Here is a 17,420-nt window from a genome sequence, read left to right on the forward strand (position 1 = left end):
CCGGCGGGCGGCGGGCGGTTCAGCGCCGCCACCGCCGCCGTATCCGCGACACGACCAGCACCGTCGCCACGGCCGCCACGACCACCGGCGCGAGGCGCCTGGCGAGCGGGACCCCGGCCGTGCGCAGCAGGTCGAGCGACTCCTCCTCCGCGGGTGACGCCGTGTCGTCCGGCGCCGCGGCCAGCTGTTCCGCGAGGCACGCGGCGAACTGGCCGATGATCCGGTCGCCCACCTCCGCCATCACCCCCCGCCCGAACTGCGCCGGGCGCCCGGTCACCGTCAGATCGGTCCGCACCGACACGGCCGTACCGCCGCCGTCCTGCGCGGTGAGCGTGCCGGTGACGGTGGCGCGGGCGGTGCCCTGACCCCGGGTCTCCCGGCCACTGGCGATGAGCACCATGCGGTGGGCGGCGTCGTCCTGCTCCTCGAAGACGGCCGTGCCCCGGTACGTCACGGTGATCGGGCCGACCCTGACCTTCACGGAGCCGGTCACGGTCTTGCCGTCGTAGTCCTCGACGCTCGCCCCCGGCATACAGGGCGCCACCCGCTCGATGTCGAGGAGCGCCCGCCAGGCGTCGTCGACCGGGACGGGCACGGTGAACTGGTGGTGCAGTTCCATGACTTCCTCCGTCAGGTTCCCTGGGGATGGATGGCCCCGGCGGTCGCCGTCAGCGGCGTGCCCGTGCCGCCCCAGCGCAGCGCGACGATCTCCGCGGCGACGGAGACGGCCACCTCCTCGGGGGTACGGGCGCCCAGGTCGAGCCCGACCGGCGAGCGCAGCCGGGACAGCTCACGGTCGGTCAGCCCGCCTTCGACCAGCCGTTTCATCCGGTCGTCGTGGGTGCGCCGGCTGCCCATCGCGCCGACGTACGCGGCGGGCCGGCGCAGCGCCTCCTGGAGCAGCGGGACGTCGAACTTGGGGTCGTGGGTCAGGACGCAGACCACCGTGCGCTCGTCGGTGTCGGTCCGCTGGAGGTAGCGGTGCGGCCAGTCCACGACGACCTCCACGCCCGGCGGGAAGCGCTTGGGGGTGGCGAAGACGGGGCGGGCGTCGCAGACCGTGACCCGGTAGCCGAGGAAGTCGCCGATCCGGGCGACCGCGGCGGCGTAGTCGATGGCGCCGAAGACCAGCATCCGCGGGGGCGGCGCGAAGGAGTGCAGGAAGACGCTCACCGCGTCCTCGCGCCGCTCACCGTGCGGGCCGTAGTGCCTCAACCCGGTCGCCCCGAGGGCCAGTTCACCGCGCGCGTCGGCTGTGACGGCCACCTCGAGACCGGCCGCCCCGAGGGTGCCGGCGACCCGGTCCGGCCACACGGCGAGCGTCGCGCCGCGTGGCGCCGGACCGTCGGTGACCGTGGCCACGGTCACCGGCCGCCCCGCGGCCACGGACTCGGCGAACTCGCCGAACGAGGGGTCCAGCGCCGCGGTGACGGGCCGCACCAACAGCGTGATCTCGCCGCCGCAGGTGAGACCGACCGCGAAGGCGTCCTCGTCGCTGTACCCGAAGGTCTCCAACCGCGCCTCGCCGCTCGCCACCACCTCCTGCGCCAGCTCGAACACCGCTCCCTCCACACACCCCCCGGACACGCTTCCGACCACCTCGTCACCGGGCCCGACCGCCATCGCGGCCCCCGGATCCCGCGGCGCGCTACGGCTCACGGCGACGACGGTCGCCAGCCCGAACGGCGATCCCGCCGCGTACCAGGCGCTCAGCGCCGGGAGAATCTCACGCACGATCCGCTCCTCTCACGACCGCCGCCAGGCTCCCCAGAGCGGCCAGGCTGTGCCCCTCGACGAACGCGTCCACGCTCGGCAGCGCCGCCGCCATCCCGGCCGCCAGGGGCGCGTACCCGGGGCGAGCCTTGCGGGGGTTCGCCCAGATCACCCGGTGCGCCAGCCGCCGCAAGCGTCGCATCTGGGCAGCCAGCAGCTCCGGATCGCCACGCTCCCACCCGTCGGACAGCAGCACGACGACCGCACCGCGAGCCATCCCACGCTGCCCCCACCGGTCCAGGAACTCACGCAGCAGCACCCCCAAGCGGGTACCGCCCCGCCAGTCGGGCACGGCCGCCGACACCGCCGCCATCGCCAGATCCGGATCACGTTGCGAGAGCTCCCGCGTGACCCGCGTCAGCCGGGTCCCGACCGTGAACACCTCGGTACGCGGCCCCCGAACGGCGGCATGGGCGAACCGCAGCAGCGCGTCGGCGTAGGGCGCCATGGATCCGCTGACGTCCACCAGCAGCACGACCCGCCGGGGGCGATCGGCCTGGGTGTGCCGTAGCAGCCGAGAGGGCTCACCGCCGCGCCGCAACAGCTCCCGCACGGTCCGACGCGGATCGACGTCGCCGCGCCGGGCCGGCCGCCGTCGCGCGCTGCGCCGCGTCTCGCCGCGCAGCGTGAACGCGGCGAGCATCCGGTGCAGTTGAGCCTTCTCATCGGCGTTGAGCTGGGCGAAGTCCCGGTGGCGCAGCACTTCGGCGGAACCGGCGAGGGCGGCCATGGGGGGTGCTTCGGCTTCGCGTTGGGTGGTGGTACGAGACCCCGTGGCATCCCGCGCGACGACCCGCAGCCTTGTGACGGGAGCGGCGGGCATCGCCCGCGCCGCCGGCTCGCCGGAGCCGAAGTAGGCGGCGAACACCCGCTCATACCGCTCCAGGTCGTCCCGCTCCCCACAGAGAGTCAGCCGCCCGGCCCAGTACAGGTCCGTCCGCCGAGTGGGCCCCAGCAAATCCACGGCCCGCAAGAAGGCATGCAGCCGCTCAGCACTGGCGTTGACACCCACTACGCGAAGGGCCCGAGCAAATCCAAGAAGGGCCGCGTCAACGCCCTTAAGGGGCGCGGGGAACTGCGCGACCAGCCACGACGGCGCATCAGACGACGAACCACCCATCACGGCACTTCCATCGCACCACTCAGAACCGCCGCAAAGTCCAGCCCCCGCCCCCGCTCCACATCCTCCCGATACTTGAGAACCGACCCCAACGTGGACACCGCCAACTCCGCATCCACCTCACTCGCCCCCAGCGCGTCCAACGCCCGCACCCAGTCGATGGTCTCCGCAACCCCGGGCGGCTTGACGAGATCCTCAGCCCGCAGCGCCTGCACAAGCCCAGTCACCTGCTCAGCCAACCGCACCGACACACCCGGCAACCGCCGCCGCACAATGGCCAGTTCACGACCGAAGCCGGGATGGTCGAACCAGTGATACAGACACCGCCGCTTCAACGCGTCGTGCACCTCACGTGTGCGGTTGGACGTCAGGACGACCACGGGCGGCGACTCGGCCCGCAGGGTGCCGAGCTCCGGAACCGTCACCGCGTAGTCGGAGAGCAGCTCCAGCAGGAACGCCTCGAACTCGTCGTCGGCCCGGTCGATCTCGTCGACCAGCAGCACCGACGGCTGTGTCTCGAGCGCCCGCAGCAGCGGCCGAGCGACCAGGAAGCGCCGGTCGTACAGTTCGCTCTCCAGGCGGTCGGCATCCGTGATCCCGGCCGCCTCGGCGGCTCGCAGATGCAGCAGCTGACGGGGGAAGTCCCAGTCGTACAGGGCCTGCGACGCGTCGATGCCCTCATGGCACTGGAGCCGGATCAGCGGGGCGCCGAGCGCCTCGGCGAGGGCGGCGGCGAGCGCGGTCTTGCCGACGCCCGCGTCGCCCTCGCAGAAGATCGGCCGGGCCAGCCGCAGGGCCAGGAAGCAGGCGATGGCCAGCCCCTCGTCGACGAGGTACCCGGTCGCCTCCAGACCGGCCCGCACCTGGTCCGGGCCATCGAACGAGCCGTGGAACGGGCCGTCGATCTCCGCGATCGCCGCTCACCCCATCCCGGCGGCGGCCAGCACCGCGCGCTTGGTCAGCACCCGCGCCAGATGCGCCCGGTACTCCGGCGAGGCCGAGGTGTCCCGGGACGGCTGGGTGGCCACCGCCGCCGACTCCGCCGCCCGCGCCACCGCCTCGGCGTCCTCGGCGCCGGTGAGGGCCTCCTCGGTGGCCGCGGCGCGCAGCGGGGTCGTGCCCATGTTGGTCAGCCCGACGCGTGCCTCGGCGATCCGGCCGTTGTCCCGGCGTACCAGCGCGGCCACGCCGACAATCGCCCAGGCTTGGGCGACCCGGTGGAACTTCTCGTAGTGGAAGCCCCAGCCGTCGGTCTTCGGCAGCCGCACCTCCACCAGCAACTCATCCGGCTCCAGGGCGGATTGGAGGTAGTCGACGAAGAACTGCCGGGCGGGGATCGTGCGCCGCCCGCCCGGGCCCTGCACCACCAGCCGCCCGTCCAGTGCCAGCACCACCGCGGGCAGGTCGCCGGCCGGGTCGGCGTGCGCGAGGGAGCCACCGAGGGTGCCGCGATGCCGTACGGCGGGGTCGGCGACGGTCGCCGTGGCGGCGGCCAGCAGACCGGCGTGGCGGCGGACCAACGGGTCGCGGATCACGTCGTGGTGGGTGGTCATCGCGCCGACGACGAGCGTGTCGCCGTCCTCGCGCACGCCGCGCAACGCGGCGATACGGCCGACGTCCACGACCAGTTCGGGGAAGGCCAGCCGGAGCCGCAGCAGCGGCAACAGGCTCTGCCCGCCGGCCAGCACCTTGGCGTCCTCGCCCGCGTCGGCGAGCGCGCGCACCGCCTCGTCGACGTCGGCCGGGCGGGTGTACTCGAATGCCGGGGGAATCATCGCGAGGCCTCCCTCACCGCTTGCCAGACCCGCTCGGGTGTACAGGGCATGCGCACGTCGCGCACGCCCAGTGGACGCAGCGCGTCCACGATCGCGATGACGACGGCGGGTGTGGACGCGATCGTGCCCGCTTCTCCAACTCCCTTGACGCCCAGGGGGTTCGAGGTGGCAGGTGTCTCCGTCCGGTCCGTCGTGAACTCCGGAAGGTCCGCCGCCGACGGCACGAGGTAGTCGGCCATCGTCCCGGACACGAGGTTGCCCTGGTCGTCGTAGACCGCCTCCTCGAACAGCGCCTGCGCGATGCCCTGCGCGAGGCCGCCGTGCACCTGCCCCTCCACGATCATCGGGTTGACGACCCGGCCGACGTCGTCGACGCAGACGTACGACCTGATGCGGGTCTGCCCGGTCTCGGTGTCGACCTCGACCGCGCACAGATGGGTGCCGTGCGGGTAGGAGAAGTTGTCCGGGTCGACCAGGTGCTCGGCGTTGATGGTGGGCACCAGGCCGTCGGGCAGGTCGTGCGAGGTGAAGGTCTCGAAGGCGACCTCCTGTATGGTTTTGCGGGCGTCCGGTGAGCCCTTCACCGAGAAGACGCCGTCCGTGAACTCCAGGTCCCGCTCGCTCGCTTCGAGCAGATGCGCGGCGATCCTGCGGGCCTTCTCCACGACCTTCACCGCCGCGTGATGGACCGCCGTGCCGCCCACGACGAGCGAGCGCGAGCCGTAGGTGTCCATGCCCTGCGGGGCGGCCCGGGTGTCGCCGTGGACGACCTCGACATCCTCGAACGGCACGCCCAGCACGTCGGCGGCGATCTGGCTCCAGCAGGTCACATGCCCCTGCCCGTGCGGGCTGGTGCCGGTGACCACCTCGACCTTGCCGGTGGGCAGCATGCGGATGCTCGCCGCCTCCCAGCCGCCGGCGGCGTACCGCAGATCCCGCAGCACCCGGCTCGGCGCCAGCCCGCACATCTCCGTGTACGTCGACACCCCGATGCCCAACCGCACGCTGTCGCCCCGGTGGTTGCGGTCGGCCTGCTCGGCGCGCAGCTTGTCGTAGTCGAACAGGGCAAGGGCCTTGTCGGTGGCGGCCTCGTAGTTGCCGCTGTCGTACGTCAGGCCCGCGACCGTCGTGTACGGGAACTCCTCGTGGCCGATCCAGTTGCGGCGGCGCAACTCCACCGGATCCAGGCCGAGTTCGGCCGCCAGCTCGTCCATGATCCGTTCGATGGCGTACGTCGCCTCCGGGCGCCCGGCGCCCCGGTAGGCGTCCGTCGGGGTCCTGGTCGTGAAGACGCCGGTGACGTTGAGCTCGTAGGAAACCATCTTGTAGATCCCCGGGTACATGAACGCGCCCAGGATCGGGATGCCCGGGGTGACGAGCATCAGGTAGGCGCCCATGTCGACCAGCAGGTCGGCCTTGAGGCCGAGCAGGGTGCCGTCGCGGTGCGCGGCGATCTCGATGTCCTGGATCATGCCGCGCCCGTGATGGGTGGCCAGATAGCCCTCGCTGCGGGACTCCGTCCACTTCACCGGCCGGCCGGTGCGGCGGGCCACCGCGAGGGCGATGGCCTCCTCGCCGTACACCTGGAGCTTGGAGCCGAAGCCGCCGCCCACGTCCGGGGCGATCACCCGCAGTTTGTGCTCGGGTATGCCGGTGACCACGGCGAGCATGATCCGCAGGATGTGCGGGATCTGCGTGGAGGAGTACAGGGTGTACTCGCCGGACGCGGTGAGCGGGGTGACCACGACCGCGCGCGGCTCCATCGCGTTGGGGATGAGGCGCTGCTGGTGGTAGCGGCGCTTCAGCGTCACCTCGGCGCGCTGTCGTACGGCCTCGAAGTCCTCGCCGGCCTTCAGGGGCCAGTCGTAGCAGCGGTTGGTGCCCTTGTCGGAGTGGACCAGGGCCGCGCCCTCGGCCAGTGCGGCCTCCAGGTCGAGGACCGGGGGCAGCGGTGTGTACTCGACGTCGATCGCCTCCAGGGCGTCGGCCGCCGCGTACCGGTCGCGAGCCACCACGACCGCCACCGGGTCACCGGCGTGGCGCACCTCGGTGGTGGCGATGGGGGGATGGTCGGGCAGCACTATGTCCTCGGTCACCGGCCAGGCGCAGGGGAGTGATCCGAGGCCCTCCGCGAGGTCGGCGCCGCTGAACGCCGCGACCACGCCGGGGCGTTCGAGGGCGGGGCTCACATCGACGCGGTCGATGCGGGCGTGGGCCATGGGGCTGCGCAGGATGGCGAGGTGGAGCAGGCCGCCCACGGCGATGTTGTCGGTCCAGTGGGTCTGTCCGGTGACGAGCCGTGCGTCCTCCTTGCGGGGCCGGGCCCGGCCGACCTCCCGCTCGACGGTGTCGCTCATGTGCCGACCTCCTGCCCGGAGGCGGCGAGCACCGCCCGCACGATGTTCTGGTAACCCGTGCAGCGGCACAGGTTCCCTTCGAGGGCGTGGCGTACTTCGTCCGAGGTAGGGGCGGGGTTGTCCCGCAGCAGGTCGCGCGCGGCCATGATCATTCCCGGGGTGCAGTAGCCGCACTGGAGGGCGTGCCGCTCGTGGAACGCCCGCTGGAGGCCGGTCCACTCCCCGTTCTCGTCGGCGAGCCCCTGGACGGTGGTCACCTCGCCGCCGTCCGCCTGGACGGCCAGCACCGAGCAGCTCTTGACGCTCTCGCCGTCCAGGTCGACCGTGCAGGCCCCGCAGTTGGAGGTGTCGCAGCCGATCGGGGTGCCGGTCAGGCCGAGACGGTCACGCAGATAGTGGATCAGGAGGAGACGGGGTTCCACCTCGTCCTCGTAGTTCGTTCCGTCCACCTTCACCGAGACACGGGTCATGTGCCCTCCCAGGAAACACCGGACGTGATGGGCGTCACTCTAGGACTGGCAGGGGGAGGCGGCGAGGGCCGTGACGCGGCTTTGTTGAGCGTTAGGGCCTGTCCGGCGGATCATGCCGCAGACGCGGGGGCTGGCACGCCGGCCTGCGGCGTTGTCGTCGGTTACCGACGCTCCGCGTCGCCGCCCTCCTCCGCCTTGCAGCCTGGGGGTACCTCCCACGCCCTTAAGGCAGTGGGGGAGCGCCAGCCCCCGCTCACCGGCGTCAATGCGGTGCCGCCGCTTTCCTGCGACCTGATCCGCCGGACAGGCCCTAATCCGTTGGCGTCCCGAGCGGGGGTCTGCTGCACTGCAAGGGACCCGCCGGCGACCGATCGGCGATCGATGAAGGAGAGCAGTAGTGCGCACTGCACGCATGTCCACCCAAGAAGGAATGACCCCCTCTTCGAAGGACATGACGCTTCGTGCACTTGCTCAACCTCGGGATTCTCGCCCATGTCGACGCCGGTAAGACCAGCCTGACCGAGCGGCTGCTGCACTCGGTCGGGGTGATCGACGAGATCGGCAGCGTGGACGCCGGCAGTACCCGGACCGACACCCTCGCGCTGGAGCGCCGGCGCGGCATCACCATCAAGTCCGCCGTCGTCTCGTTCGCGGTCGACGACGTCACCGTCAACCTCATCGACACCCCCGGCCACCCGGACTTCATCGCCGAGGTGGAGCGGGTCCTCGGAGTGCTGGACGGCGCCGTCCTGGTCGTCTCGGCCGTCGAGGGCGTGCAGGCGCAGACGCGTGTGCTGATGCGGACGCTTCAGCGGCTGCGCATCCCCACGCTGATCTTCGTCAACAAGATCGACCGACGCGGGGCACGGTACGAGGGTGTCCTCGACGCCCTCGCCGAGCGGCTCACGCCCGCGGTCGTGCCGATGGGGCGTGCCGTCGGACTCGGCACGCGCGAGGCGCGGTTCGTGCCGCGTGCGGTGGCACCCGATGTCCTCGCCGACCATGACGACGAGCTGCTCGCCGCGTACGTCGACGGGTCCCTCGCGGACGATCGTGTGCGGGCGGCTCTTGTCGCCCAGACCCGGCAGGCACTCGCCCACCCCGTGTACTTCGGCTCCGCCGCCACCGGTGCGGGGGTGCCCGAACTGATCGCCGGGATCAAGGAGTTGCTGCCCGCCGCCGACGGTGATCCCGAAGGGCCCGTCTCCGGCAGCGTGTTCAAGGTAGAGAGGGGACCGGCGGGGGAGAAGGTCGCGTACGCCCGGATGTACTCCGGGACGCTGCGCACCCGTGACCGCGTCCCCTTCGGTCCCGGGCGGGAGGAGGGCAGGGTCACCGCCGTCAGCGTCTTCGACCACGGCACGGACCTCCGCGCGGACGCCGTCCCGGCGGGCCGCATCGCGCGACTGTGGGGGCTGGGGAACATCCGCATCGGCGACACGATCGGCGAACCCCGCAAGCGGCACGGCCACTTCTTCTCCCCGCCCACCCTGGAGACCGTCGTCGTTCCCGGCCCCGGCACCGACCGCAGGGCGCTGCACCTCGCCCTCACCCAGCTCGCCGAGCAGGACCCGCTGATCGACCTGCGCCACGACGAGGTACGCCAGGAACTCTCCGTCTCCCTCTACGGCGAGGTCCAGAAGGAGGTCATCGAGGCCACCCTCGCCGAGGAGTTCGCACTCGCCGTCGGCTTCCGGGAGACCACACCCCTGTGCGTGGAACGCCCCCTGGGGACGGGCGCCGCCGCCGAGTTCATCAAGAAGGACGCGAACCCGTTCCTCGCCACGGTCGGCCTGCGCGTCGACCCAGGCCCGCCCGGCAGCGGTGTCACCTTCGGCCTGGAGGTGGAGCTGGGCGCGATGCCGTACGCCTTCTTCCGGGCCGTCGAGGACACCGTCCGCGAGACCCTCACCCAGGGGCTGCACGGCTGGCAGGTCGCCGACTGCGCCGTCACCATGACCCACTCCGGCTACTGGCCCCGGCAGAGCCACGCCCACCAGGGCTTCGACAAGAGCATGTCCACCACCGGCGCCGACTTCCGCGGCCTGACCCCGCTGGTCCTCGCCGAGGCGCTGCGCCGGGCGGGCACCCGGGTGTACGAGCCGATGCACCGCTTCCGCCTGGAGGCACCGGCGGACACGCTGGGCGCGCTGCTCCCGGTGCTCTCCGCGGCGCGGGCGGTGCCGGAGACGACCGAGACCCGGGGCGCGCTGTGTGTGCTGGAAGGCGTGGTCCCGGCCGCCCGGGTGCACGGCCTCGAACAGCGGCTGCCGGGTCTGACGCGCGGTGAGACCGAGTGGGAGAGCGCCTTCGAGGACTACGCGCCGGTCGCGGGCGGCGAGGACGTTCCCGAGCGCCCGCGCACCGATCACAACCCGCTCAACCGCAAGGAGTACCTGCTGAACGTAACGGGCCGAAGGGGTTAGGGGTGCCGAAGAGGCGCGGTGTCGGAGGGCCGTGGGGTCAAAGGGTCGAGAAAACCTGAGACTTACTCATGAGTCAGAAAGTATTGACGGTGTCCTGATCTCCCCGGACTGTAGTGAACATGCCGAATATCCGGGCCCGTCTGCTGGTTGTTCTGGTTGTCCTCTGCGGACTCTGCGGTTTCCTGACGGTGGCGGGCTCCCCGCCCGCCACCGCGGCCACCGTCCCCGACTCCCTCTCCTTCGACGGCACGGCGCTCACGGTGTCCGGCGGTCGCTTCATCGACGGACACGGCCGTGAGGTCGTGCTGCGCGGCTACAACGTCTCCGGCGAGACCAAGCTCGCCGAGAACCACGGCCTGCCCTTCGCCTCCGTCGCCGACGCCCAGAAGTCCGCGAAGGCCCTGCGCGCCCTCGGCGGTGGCAACTCCGTGCGCTTCCTGCTCTCCTGGGCCTACGCCGAACCCGTGCAGGGCCAGGTCGACACCGCCTATCTGGCCGCCGCCACCGCCCAGATGCGCGCCTTCCTGGACGCCGGCATCCGCGTCTACCCCGACTTCCACCAGGACCTGTACTCCCGGTACCTCTTCGACGACGACAGCTGGTACACCGGCGACGGCGCCCCCAAGTGGGCCGTGGACCTGGGCAATTACCCCGACGAATCGTGCGGGATCTGCATCATGTGGGGCCAGAACATCACCCAGAACGGGGCGGTGAAGGCCGGCCAGTACGACTTCTGGCACAACGCCCACGGCCTCCAGGACGCCTTCCTCACCACGGCCCAGAAGGTCATGACGTACATCAAGCAGAACGTCTCCACCGAGGAGTTCGCCGGCGTCCTCGGCTTCGACCCCTACAACGAGCCGTACGCAGGCACCTACGACTCCGGCCAGGCCAGCCGCACCTGGGAACAGAACGTGCTGTGGCCCTTCTACGTGAAGTTCCGGGCCCGCATGGACGCGGCGGGCTGGCAGGACAAGCCCGCCCTCGTCGAGCCCAACCTCTTCTGGAACGGCAACGTCAGCAAGGAGGAGGGCGGCCTCCTCGACGCGGGCAGTATCGGCTCCCGGTACGTCTTCAACACCCACTTCTACGACCAGAAGGCCATCTCCGGCATCCTGATGTGGGGCAACGCCTCCGACGGCCAGTACGTCACCGACTTCGGCACCGTCCGCGACCGCGCCTCGGCGCTCGGCACCACGGCCGTCGTCAGCGAGTTCGGCCACCCCCTGAACGGCTCCACCGCCGGAAAGGCGCCGACCGTCCTCAAGGCGATGTACCAGGCCCTCGACTCCCGGGTGAAGGGCGCCAACTGGTGGGCCTCGCCCGCCGGTTCGGGCCCGGTGCTGTCCGGTTCGCAGTGGCAGTGGGACATCTACAACGGCCGCCACAGCGAGCTCATGAACGGCAACCCCGACAAGGTGCAGACCAACGGGGACGCCTGGAACGACGAGGATCTGTCGGCCGTACGCCTGGACGACAACGGTGTGGTGACGCTCCGTCAGGACGCCAGGCTCCTCGACCGCCTGTACCCGAGCGCGACCTCGGGCAGCACCGTCGCCTTCACCTACGAGGACCGCTCCCGTGACGGCTCCACAACCCTGACCTGGAACCCGGTGCCGAGCTCGCTGCCCAACGTGTCCTCACTGGTGGGCTCCGGACAGTACGGGCTGCTGGTGTGGCGCTCGGGCAGCGGCACGACCCCCACCGAACTCCATCTGCCCGCCTCGTTCCCGACGGCGACCACCACGGTCGTCTCCGACCTGGGCACGGCGTACGCTCCGTCGGCCTATACGTCGTCCACCCCCATCGGCACGGCCGCCGAGCCGGGCGGCACCGGCAGCCGCCGCCTTCTCCTCACCGACGCGGACTCCGGCACCCTGCACTACGCCCTCGTCACCAACGGAGCCGCCTCGCCCTCGGCGTCCGCGCTGAGCGCGGCCAAGTCCGAACTGGCGACTTGGATGGCGTCGAAGTTCAGCTGAGCGGGCTTGACCCTCTCCTTACGTCAGGGTTGAGGCTGGACCCCGACGAAAGGGCAGGTGAATGAGCTACTCCGTGCGGCAGGTCGCGTCCTGGGCCGGAGTGACGGTGCGCACGCTCCATCACTACGACCGGACCGGCCTGCTCACGCCCGGCGCCCGCAGCCGGGCCGGATACCGCCTCTACGACGAGACGGACCTGGCCCGGCTCCAGCAGATCCTCTTCTACCGCGAGTTCGGCTTCTCCCTCGACGAGATCGGCACCATCCTCGAGGACCCGCAGGCGAACGTCCTGGACCATCTCCGGGCCCGGCAAAGGCGGTTGAGCGATGAGATCGAGCGGCTCCAGCGGCTCTCCGAGGTCGCCGAGCGGGCCATCGAGGTCCAGCAGACCGGCGTGAGGCTCACCCCGCAGGAACGCTTCGAGGTCTTCGGCGAGATCGGCTTCGACCTCAGCTACGCCACCGAACGGCAGGTGAGATGGGCCGACTCGCCGGGACATCGCGAGGCCATGGCGCGGGCAGCCGCCCTCACCAAGGAGGACTGGCGGCGCGCGATGGGCGAGGCCGCGGAGTGGCGCGAACGGCTGCTCGCCGCATTCGACGCCGGGGAACCGAGCGACGGGGTGGCGGCCATGGGCCTCGCCGAGGAGCACCGCCGGCACATCACCCGCTGGTTCACCACCTGTCCGCCCGCCATGCACCGGCGGATCGCGGACGACGTCGCGGCCGACCCGCGCGCCTTCGCCCTCGTCGTCCCCCCGTCGCAGCAACGGACCGGCCTCGCCGCCTACTTGGCCAAGGCCGTCCACGCCAACGCGGCCCGCACCGGCTCCCCGGAGGACGAAGAATGAGGATCCTGATCGCCGCCGCCGGATCACGCGGCGACGTCGCCCCCTACACGGGCCTGGGCGCCGCACTGCGCCGGGCCGGACACGAGGTGACCCTCGCTGCCCCGGACGGCTTCGCCGCCCTGGTGAAGGAGGCGGGACTGGAGTTCCACGGGCTTCCGGGTGCCAGGGGAGGAGAGCGTCAACTGCTGCGTGCCGCTGCCGAGTACGTCACGGAGCTCGGCCGGGCTTTCGTGGACCTACCGGCATCGTCCGCGGACCTGCTCCTGCTGTCGACGACCACGGCACCCCTCGGCCGGCACCTGGCCGAGGCCACCGGAACACCGACCATGGGCGCCTATGTCGTACCTGCCGCCCCGACCGGCGACTTCCCGCCGGTGATCACCGGAGCCCGCTCACTGGGCCGGCTCGGCAACCGCACGGCCGGCCGCTTCGCGCTCCGCATGGCCGACCGGTTGTATGCCGGGGCGGTCGCGGACCTCCGTCGCGGCCTGGACCTCTCCCCGCTCACACCCCACGCGACGCGGCGCCGGCAGGAACGGGAGGGGTGGCCGGTCCTGCACGGTTTCAGCACGGTGCTGCTGCCGCGCCCCGCCGACTGGCGGCCAGGCCTGGACGTCGTCGGGACCTGGTGGCCGTACGTCGACGAAGCGCGGCGGCTGCCCGCCGCACTGGAGGACTTCCTCGCCGCCGGACCGCGACCGGTGTTCATCGGCTTCGGCAGCATGGCGGCGGGACAGGGGGAGCGGCTGGGTGAGCTCGCCGTGAGGGCGTTGCGGCATGCCGGGCTGCGCGGGGTCCTCCAGACGGGCGCCGCCGGGCTCGCGGCCGACGGCGACGACGTCCTGACCGTCGGGGACGTACCGCACGAGCTGCTGTTCCCGCGCGTCGCCGCGGTCGTCCACCACGCCGGTGCGGGCACCTCGGCCGCCGCACTGCGGGCCGGGGTGCCCGCAGTCCCCGTGCCGGTCACGGCGGACCAGCCGTTCTGGGCGGGGCGGCTGGCCGCCCTCGGTGCCGCGCCCGGTCCGATTCCCTTCCGGTCGCTCACGGCCGAGACGCTCGCCGAAGCGCTCGGCCGCGTTGTACGGCGGCAGACCTACAGCCGTGCCGCCGCGAGCGCCGCGCGGCTCATGGCCGCCGAGGACGGGGCGGGCACGGCGGTGAAGGCAGTCGAACGACTGGCGGGCTGAACCTCAGGACGTCGGGCTCGTCCAGTTCGCCGCGACATGACCGAGCCGCACCCGCTGGGGGTGGTCGCCGACCGGGACGGACACCGTCTTCTGGCCCGTGGCGAAGTCGATCGCCGTGACCTGGTCGGCGCCGCTCTCCGAGATGACGCAGCTCTTGCCGTCGCCGCTGACCGTCGCCCAGTACGGCTTGGAGGCGGTGACCAGCGGGCCTTCCTGGAGGGTGGTGCGGTTGACGACGGTCGCGTAGTCGTCCATGGTCCCGGCGACACACAACTTGCTGCCGTCGGGGCTCATCGACAGGCCGTGGTGGCGCGAGTCGTTGACGTACGTGGTGCGGTCGTCGCTGGTCGCCGGGTTCTTCGGCAGGGTCTTCATCCGGGTGATCTTGTCCGTGGCGAGGTCGTACTCGAAGAAGCCGTTGAAGAACGACACCTGGAAGTACAGCTTCGACTCGTCCGGGGAGAACACGGCCGGGCGGACCGCGTCGGAGTAGTCGGTGAGACCGAGCGCGTCCAGCTTCGGCCGCATGTCGATGGTCTTGACCTGCTGGTACGTCGTCGCGTCGACGACCGTGATGTGCCGGTCGCCCTTCGTCCAGTCCAGCCACGGGGCGTCGGTGTCCGTGTTCACGTCACCGATCGCCATGTTGTAGATGTACTTGCCGTCCTTGGTGAAGATGTTCTCGTGCGGCTTGTCACCGGTGGCGAACTTGCCGACCTGCTTGCCGGTGTTGATGTCGAGCACGTGCACGGTGTTCGCGGTCGACGCGGACACCGCGACCCGGGTGCCGTCGGGGGAGACCGCCATGTGGTCCGAGCGGTAACCCGACACCGGGAAGCGCCAGTTGATGGCCCCGGTGGCCAGGTTGATCGACACGACATCGGCGAAGCTCGGCCGGGAAACGACCACCGAGGCGCCGTCCGGCGTGGTGTACATGTCGTCGACGAACTGGTCGTGGCCCTCGCCGACGCCGTTGCGGATCGCCATGAAGTAGATCCACTTGATCGGGTCGGCGTTGATCGCCGCCATCCGCGCGTCCTTGTCGGGGATGACGTTGATCCGTCCGACCTTGGCCAGATTGCCGCTGGACTGCAGGACGTCGGCGGTGCCGTCCCAGTTGTTGCCGACGAACAGCACCTCGCGCAGGGCGGCGGCGTCCGCGGCGGAGGCCGCGGTCGCCGGGGCGGTGGCGGTCAGGACGACGGCTGCGGCCAGGGCACACAGGTGACGGGGTCTGAAGGCAGGCATGACGGCTCTCTTCTCTGCGTGGGGTTCATGAGTGGGACATGCCAAGGCGGGGTCGGAAAGGCGGCTCGGAAACTGAACACGGATGCTTTCAGAGTCAACTTACTGAAAAGTAAGGAAGAGGCGCCCTGTCCACAAGACTGCGTGCACGACAAAATTGGCGAGCCACTGGACGATCAACGGAGGTGACCGTGGCGGGCAGGCTCAAGGCGCCGACCGGCCGCTACGGCGGCAAGACCGCCGAGGAGCGGCAGGCGGAACGGCGCCGGCGTTTCCTGGACGCCGCGTTCCAGCTGTTCGGCGACACGCCGGGCTACCGCAACACGACCGTCGCCGCGCTCAGCGAGGCCGCCGGGCTGTCCACGCGGCAGTTCTACGAGGAGTTCCGCACGCTGGAGGACGTCCTTGCCGCGCTGCATCTCCAGGTCAACGGCTGGGCGGAGGAGGCGGTGGTGGCGGCGGTGACCGACGCGCAGGCGCTGCCGCTGGCCGAGCGGGTCGCGGCGATCTTCCGTGCGTACGCCGCGAATGTCACCGGTGATCCGCGCCGGGTCCGGATCACGTTTGTCGAGATCATCGGGGTCAGTCCGCAGTTGGAGGAGCAGCGGCTGGCTCGGCGGGCGCGGTGGGTGGAACTGGTGTGCGCGGAAGCGGGCGCCGCCGTGGCTCGGGGGGAGGCTGCGCCTCGGGACTATCGGCTGCCGGCCACGGCGTTCATCGGGGCCGTCAATGGGTTGCTCCATGACTGGAGCTCGGGGTGGGTGGACGCTTCCTTGGATGAGGTGGTGGAGGAGTTGGTGCGGCAGTTGTTGGCGATTCTGCGGCCGGTGGGGTGGGAGGCCTGATTTCTTGTCTGCGGCGCCGCTGTGGCTGGTCGCGCAGTTCCCCGCGCCCCTTTACGGCGTCACGCGCTCATCCGCTTAGACAGTTCACTGCCTCCAGTACGGGAGCTACCCCGTCCTCCTTGCGAATGCGCGCCCCGAGTTCCCGTGCCCGCTCCCGGTACCCGTCGTCGCGCGTGATCCTCATCAGTGCCGACGCCAGTCTGTCCGTGGTCAGGCGGCGCAGCGGTACCGCGCGAGGAGCCACCCCAAGTCTGACCAGGCGTTCCGACCAGAAGCCCGCGTCGAATTGGATCGGTACCGGCACCGCGGGCACCCCTGCCCGCAGGCCCGCTCCCGTCGTGCCCGCGCCCGCGTGATGGACGACCGCCGCCATGTGCGGGAAGAGCGCCGAGTGGGCGAGCTCGCCGACGGTCAGCATGTCGTCGCCGTCGGCCGCGAGGCCGGCCCAGCCCTGCTGGAACACCCCGCGTAGCCCTGCTCGGCGCAAGGCCCGCACGATCGCTCCGCTGAGCCGTTCGGGGTCGGGGACCGTGGCGCTGCCGAGGCCGACGAAGACGGGTGGTGGGCCGGCGTCGAGGAAGTCCCGTACCTCCGGGGGGAGTTGGGTGGAGACGTCGTACGGCCACCAGTAGCCCGCCACGTCAAGGCCGGGCCGCCAGTCGCGCGGGCGGGCCACCACCAGGGGGCTGAAGCCGTGCTGGACGGGCCAGTTGTGGCGCTCCCGGCGGCGTAGTGCCGTGGTGCTCCCGATCCGGCCGAGACCGAGGCGGGTGCGCACCTCGGGGACGACCGACGAGAAGACGTACTCGATGGCGAGGCCCACGCCATGTCCGGCCGCGCGGTTGCCGAGGGTGCCCCAGGAGCCGCCGCCGAGCATGGGAGGGGCGAACTCCTGTGTCGTGGCGACCGGTTGCAGACTGAGGCCGAGGGTCGGCAGGGACAGGCCCTCGCCGATGGTGTGGCCGAGCGGGGCGAGGGAGGCCGAGAGGAGGAGGATGTCGGCGGCGCGGGCAGCCGTCACCAGGTCGTCGGCTATCGTGCCCGCCAGCGCCCGCGCCATCGTGACCGCGCGCAGCAGTTTGCCCGGGCCGGTGGCGCTGCGGTGCAGGCCCTTGCCGCGCTCGGACTCCAGTACGGTCCGCGGGTCCACGGGGAGGGCGTGGAAGCCGAGGCCCGAGCCCGCCACCAGCGGCTCGAAGGAGCCGTGGGTGACCAGGGTGACCTCGTGTCCGGCCCGGAGCAGGCCGTGCCCCAGTCCGGTGAAGGGGGCGACATCGCCCCGGGAACCCGCCGTCATGATTGCTACGCGCACGAGCGCCAGTATGTCGGGACGGCGGCACGAGCGGGGCGAACGACCCGTGCGAAGCGGCGAGTTCACGCCTGTCAC

General features: G+C 71.4%; 14 protein-coding genes. 5 read left to right on the plus strand and 9 right to left on the minus strand.

What is annotated here, in order from left to right; genetic code table 11:
* Positions 1-19 precede the first annotated feature (19 nt).
* From OG885_RS41130 to OG885_RS41160, 7 genes are all read right to left on the minus strand, one after another.
* Positions 20-619, minus strand: a complete 600-nt coding sequence (locus tag OG885_RS41130; protein ID WP_405741264.1) for an SRPBCC family protein — start codon at positions 617-619, stop codon at positions 20-22.
* Positions 620-630: 11 nt separating this feature from the next.
* Positions 631-1,734, minus strand: coding sequence for an XdhC family protein (locus OG885_RS41135; protein WP_405741267.1), 1,104 nt, complete (start codon positions 1,732-1,734; stop codon positions 631-633).
* On the minus strand, positions 1,727-2,737 hold the full coding sequence (locus OG885_RS41140; protein ID WP_405741270.1) for a vWA domain-containing protein: 1,011 nt from the start codon (positions 2,735-2,737) through the stop codon (positions 1,727-1,729). The genes OG885_RS41135 and OG885_RS41140 overlap by 8 nt, the downstream gene beginning before the upstream one ends.
* A 155-nt stretch (positions 2,738-2,892) precedes the next feature.
* The gene (locus OG885_RS41145; RefSeq protein WP_405741273.1) at positions 2,893-3,756 is read right to left on the minus strand and encodes an AAA family ATPase; all 864 of its coding nucleotides are present in this window, start codon (positions 3,754-3,756) and stop codon (positions 2,893-2,895) included.
* A 57-nt stretch (positions 3,757-3,813) separates the two neighbouring features.
* Entirely contained in the window at positions 3,814-4,668 is an 855-nt protein-coding gene (locus tag OG885_RS41150; protein WP_405741275.1) for an FAD binding domain-containing protein, read from the minus strand.
* Entirely contained in the window at positions 4,665-7,025 is a 2,361-nt protein-coding gene (locus OG885_RS41155; RefSeq protein WP_405741278.1) for a xanthine dehydrogenase family protein molybdopterin-binding subunit, read from the minus strand. Before OG885_RS41155 ends, OG885_RS41150 begins: the two co-directional genes overlap by 4 nt.
* Complete coding sequence (locus tag OG885_RS41160) at positions 7,022-7,495, minus strand: (2Fe-2S)-binding protein (protein WP_405741281.1); 474 nt, start codon at positions 7,493-7,495, stop codon at positions 7,022-7,024. The genes OG885_RS41155 and OG885_RS41160 overlap by 4 nt, the downstream gene beginning before the upstream one ends.
* A 461-nt stretch (positions 7,496-7,956) precedes the next feature.
* Here OG885_RS41160 and OG885_RS41165 point away from each other — a divergent pair, with 461 nt between their 5' ends.
* The 4 genes from OG885_RS41165 (at position 7,957) to OG885_RS41180 (ending at position 13,943) form a co-directional block, all read left to right on the plus strand.
* The gene (locus OG885_RS41165; RefSeq protein ID WP_405741284.1) at positions 7,957-9,921 is read left to right on the plus strand and encodes a GTP-binding protein; all 1,965 of its coding nucleotides are present in this window, start codon (positions 7,957-7,959) and stop codon (positions 9,919-9,921) included.
* 119 nt (positions 9,922-10,040) lie between these two features.
* Entirely contained in the window at positions 10,041-11,903 is a 1,863-nt protein-coding gene (locus tag OG885_RS41170; protein WP_405741287.1) for an endoglycosylceramidase, read from the plus strand.
* 61 nt (positions 11,904-11,964) lie between these two features.
* A complete protein-coding gene (locus tag OG885_RS41175) occupies positions 11,965-12,753 on the plus strand; it encodes a MerR family transcriptional regulator (RefSeq protein ID WP_405741290.1) in 789 nt (262 codons plus the stop codon).
* Positions 12,750-13,943 (plus strand): glycosyltransferase, encoded by a 1,194-nt coding sequence (locus OG885_RS41180; RefSeq protein ID WP_405741293.1) that lies wholly within the window; start codon positions 12,750-12,752, stop codon positions 13,941-13,943. The genes OG885_RS41175 and OG885_RS41180 overlap by 4 nt, the downstream gene beginning before the upstream one ends.
* Positions 13,944-13,946: 3 nt before the next feature.
* On the opposite strand, the gene OG885_RS41185 is transcribed toward OG885_RS41180, so the two are convergent.
* Complete coding sequence (locus tag OG885_RS41185) at positions 13,947-15,191, minus strand: YncE family protein (RefSeq protein WP_405741296.1); 1,245 nt, start codon at positions 15,189-15,191, stop codon at positions 13,947-13,949.
* A 188-nt stretch (positions 15,192-15,379) separates the two neighbouring features.
* Here OG885_RS41185 and OG885_RS41190 point away from each other — a divergent pair, with 188 nt between their 5' ends.
* The gene (locus OG885_RS41190; RefSeq protein ID WP_405741298.1) at positions 15,380-16,033 is read left to right on the plus strand and encodes a TetR/AcrR family transcriptional regulator; all 654 of its coding nucleotides are present in this window, start codon (positions 15,380-15,382) and stop codon (positions 16,031-16,033) included.
* Between the two features lie 67 nt (positions 16,034-16,100).
* Here OG885_RS41190 and OG885_RS41195 read toward each other — a convergent pair whose 3' ends face one another.
* Complete coding sequence (locus OG885_RS41195; RefSeq protein ID WP_405743119.1) at positions 16,101-17,330, minus strand: glycosyltransferase; 1,230 nt, start codon at positions 17,328-17,330, stop codon at positions 16,101-16,103.
* Positions 17,331-17,420: the final 90 nt, after the last annotated feature.

It is taken from the genome of Streptomyces sp. NBC_00028, assembly GCF_045041065.1.
In the GTDB taxonomy this organism is placed as follows: domain Bacteria; phylum Actinomycetota; class Actinomycetes; order Streptomycetales; family Streptomycetaceae; genus Streptomyces.

What these genes read in the sequence shown, in the direction of transcription:
- OG885_RS41130 (WP_405741264.1), bottom strand. Translation starts at nt 619, where the DNA reads ATGGAACTGCACCACCAGTTCACCGTGCCCGTCCCGGTCGACGACGCC.
- OG885_RS41150 (WP_405741275.1), bottom strand. Translation starts at nt 4,668, where the DNA reads ATGATTCCCCCGGCATTCGAGTACACCCGCCCGGCCGACGTCGACGAG.
- OG885_RS41155 (WP_405741278.1), bottom strand. Translation starts at nt 7,025, where the DNA reads ATGAGCGACACCGTCGAGCGGGAGGTCGGCCGGGCCCGGCCCCGCAAG.
- OG885_RS41160 (WP_405741281.1), bottom strand. Translation starts at nt 7,495, where the DNA reads ATGACCCGTGTCTCGGTGAAGGTGGACGGAACGAACTACGAGGACGAG.
- OG885_RS41170 (WP_405741287.1), top strand. Translation starts at nt 10,041, where the DNA reads ATGCCGAATATCCGGGCCCGTCTGCTGGTTGTTCTGGTTGTCCTCTGC.
- OG885_RS41175 (WP_405741290.1), top strand. Translation starts at nt 11,965, where the DNA reads ATGAGCTACTCCGTGCGGCAGGTCGCGTCCTGGGCCGGAGTGACGGTG.
- OG885_RS41180 (WP_405741293.1), top strand. Translation starts at nt 12,750, where the DNA reads ATGAGGATCCTGATCGCCGCCGCCGGATCACGCGGCGACGTCGCCCCC.
- OG885_RS41185 (WP_405741296.1), bottom strand. Translation starts at nt 15,191, where the DNA reads ATGCCTGCCTTCAGACCCCGTCACCTGTGTGCCCTGGCCGCAGCCGTC.
- OG885_RS41195 (WP_405743119.1), bottom strand. Translation starts at nt 17,330, where the DNA reads ATGACGGCGGGTTCCCGGGGCGATGTCGCCCCCTTCACCGGACTGGGG.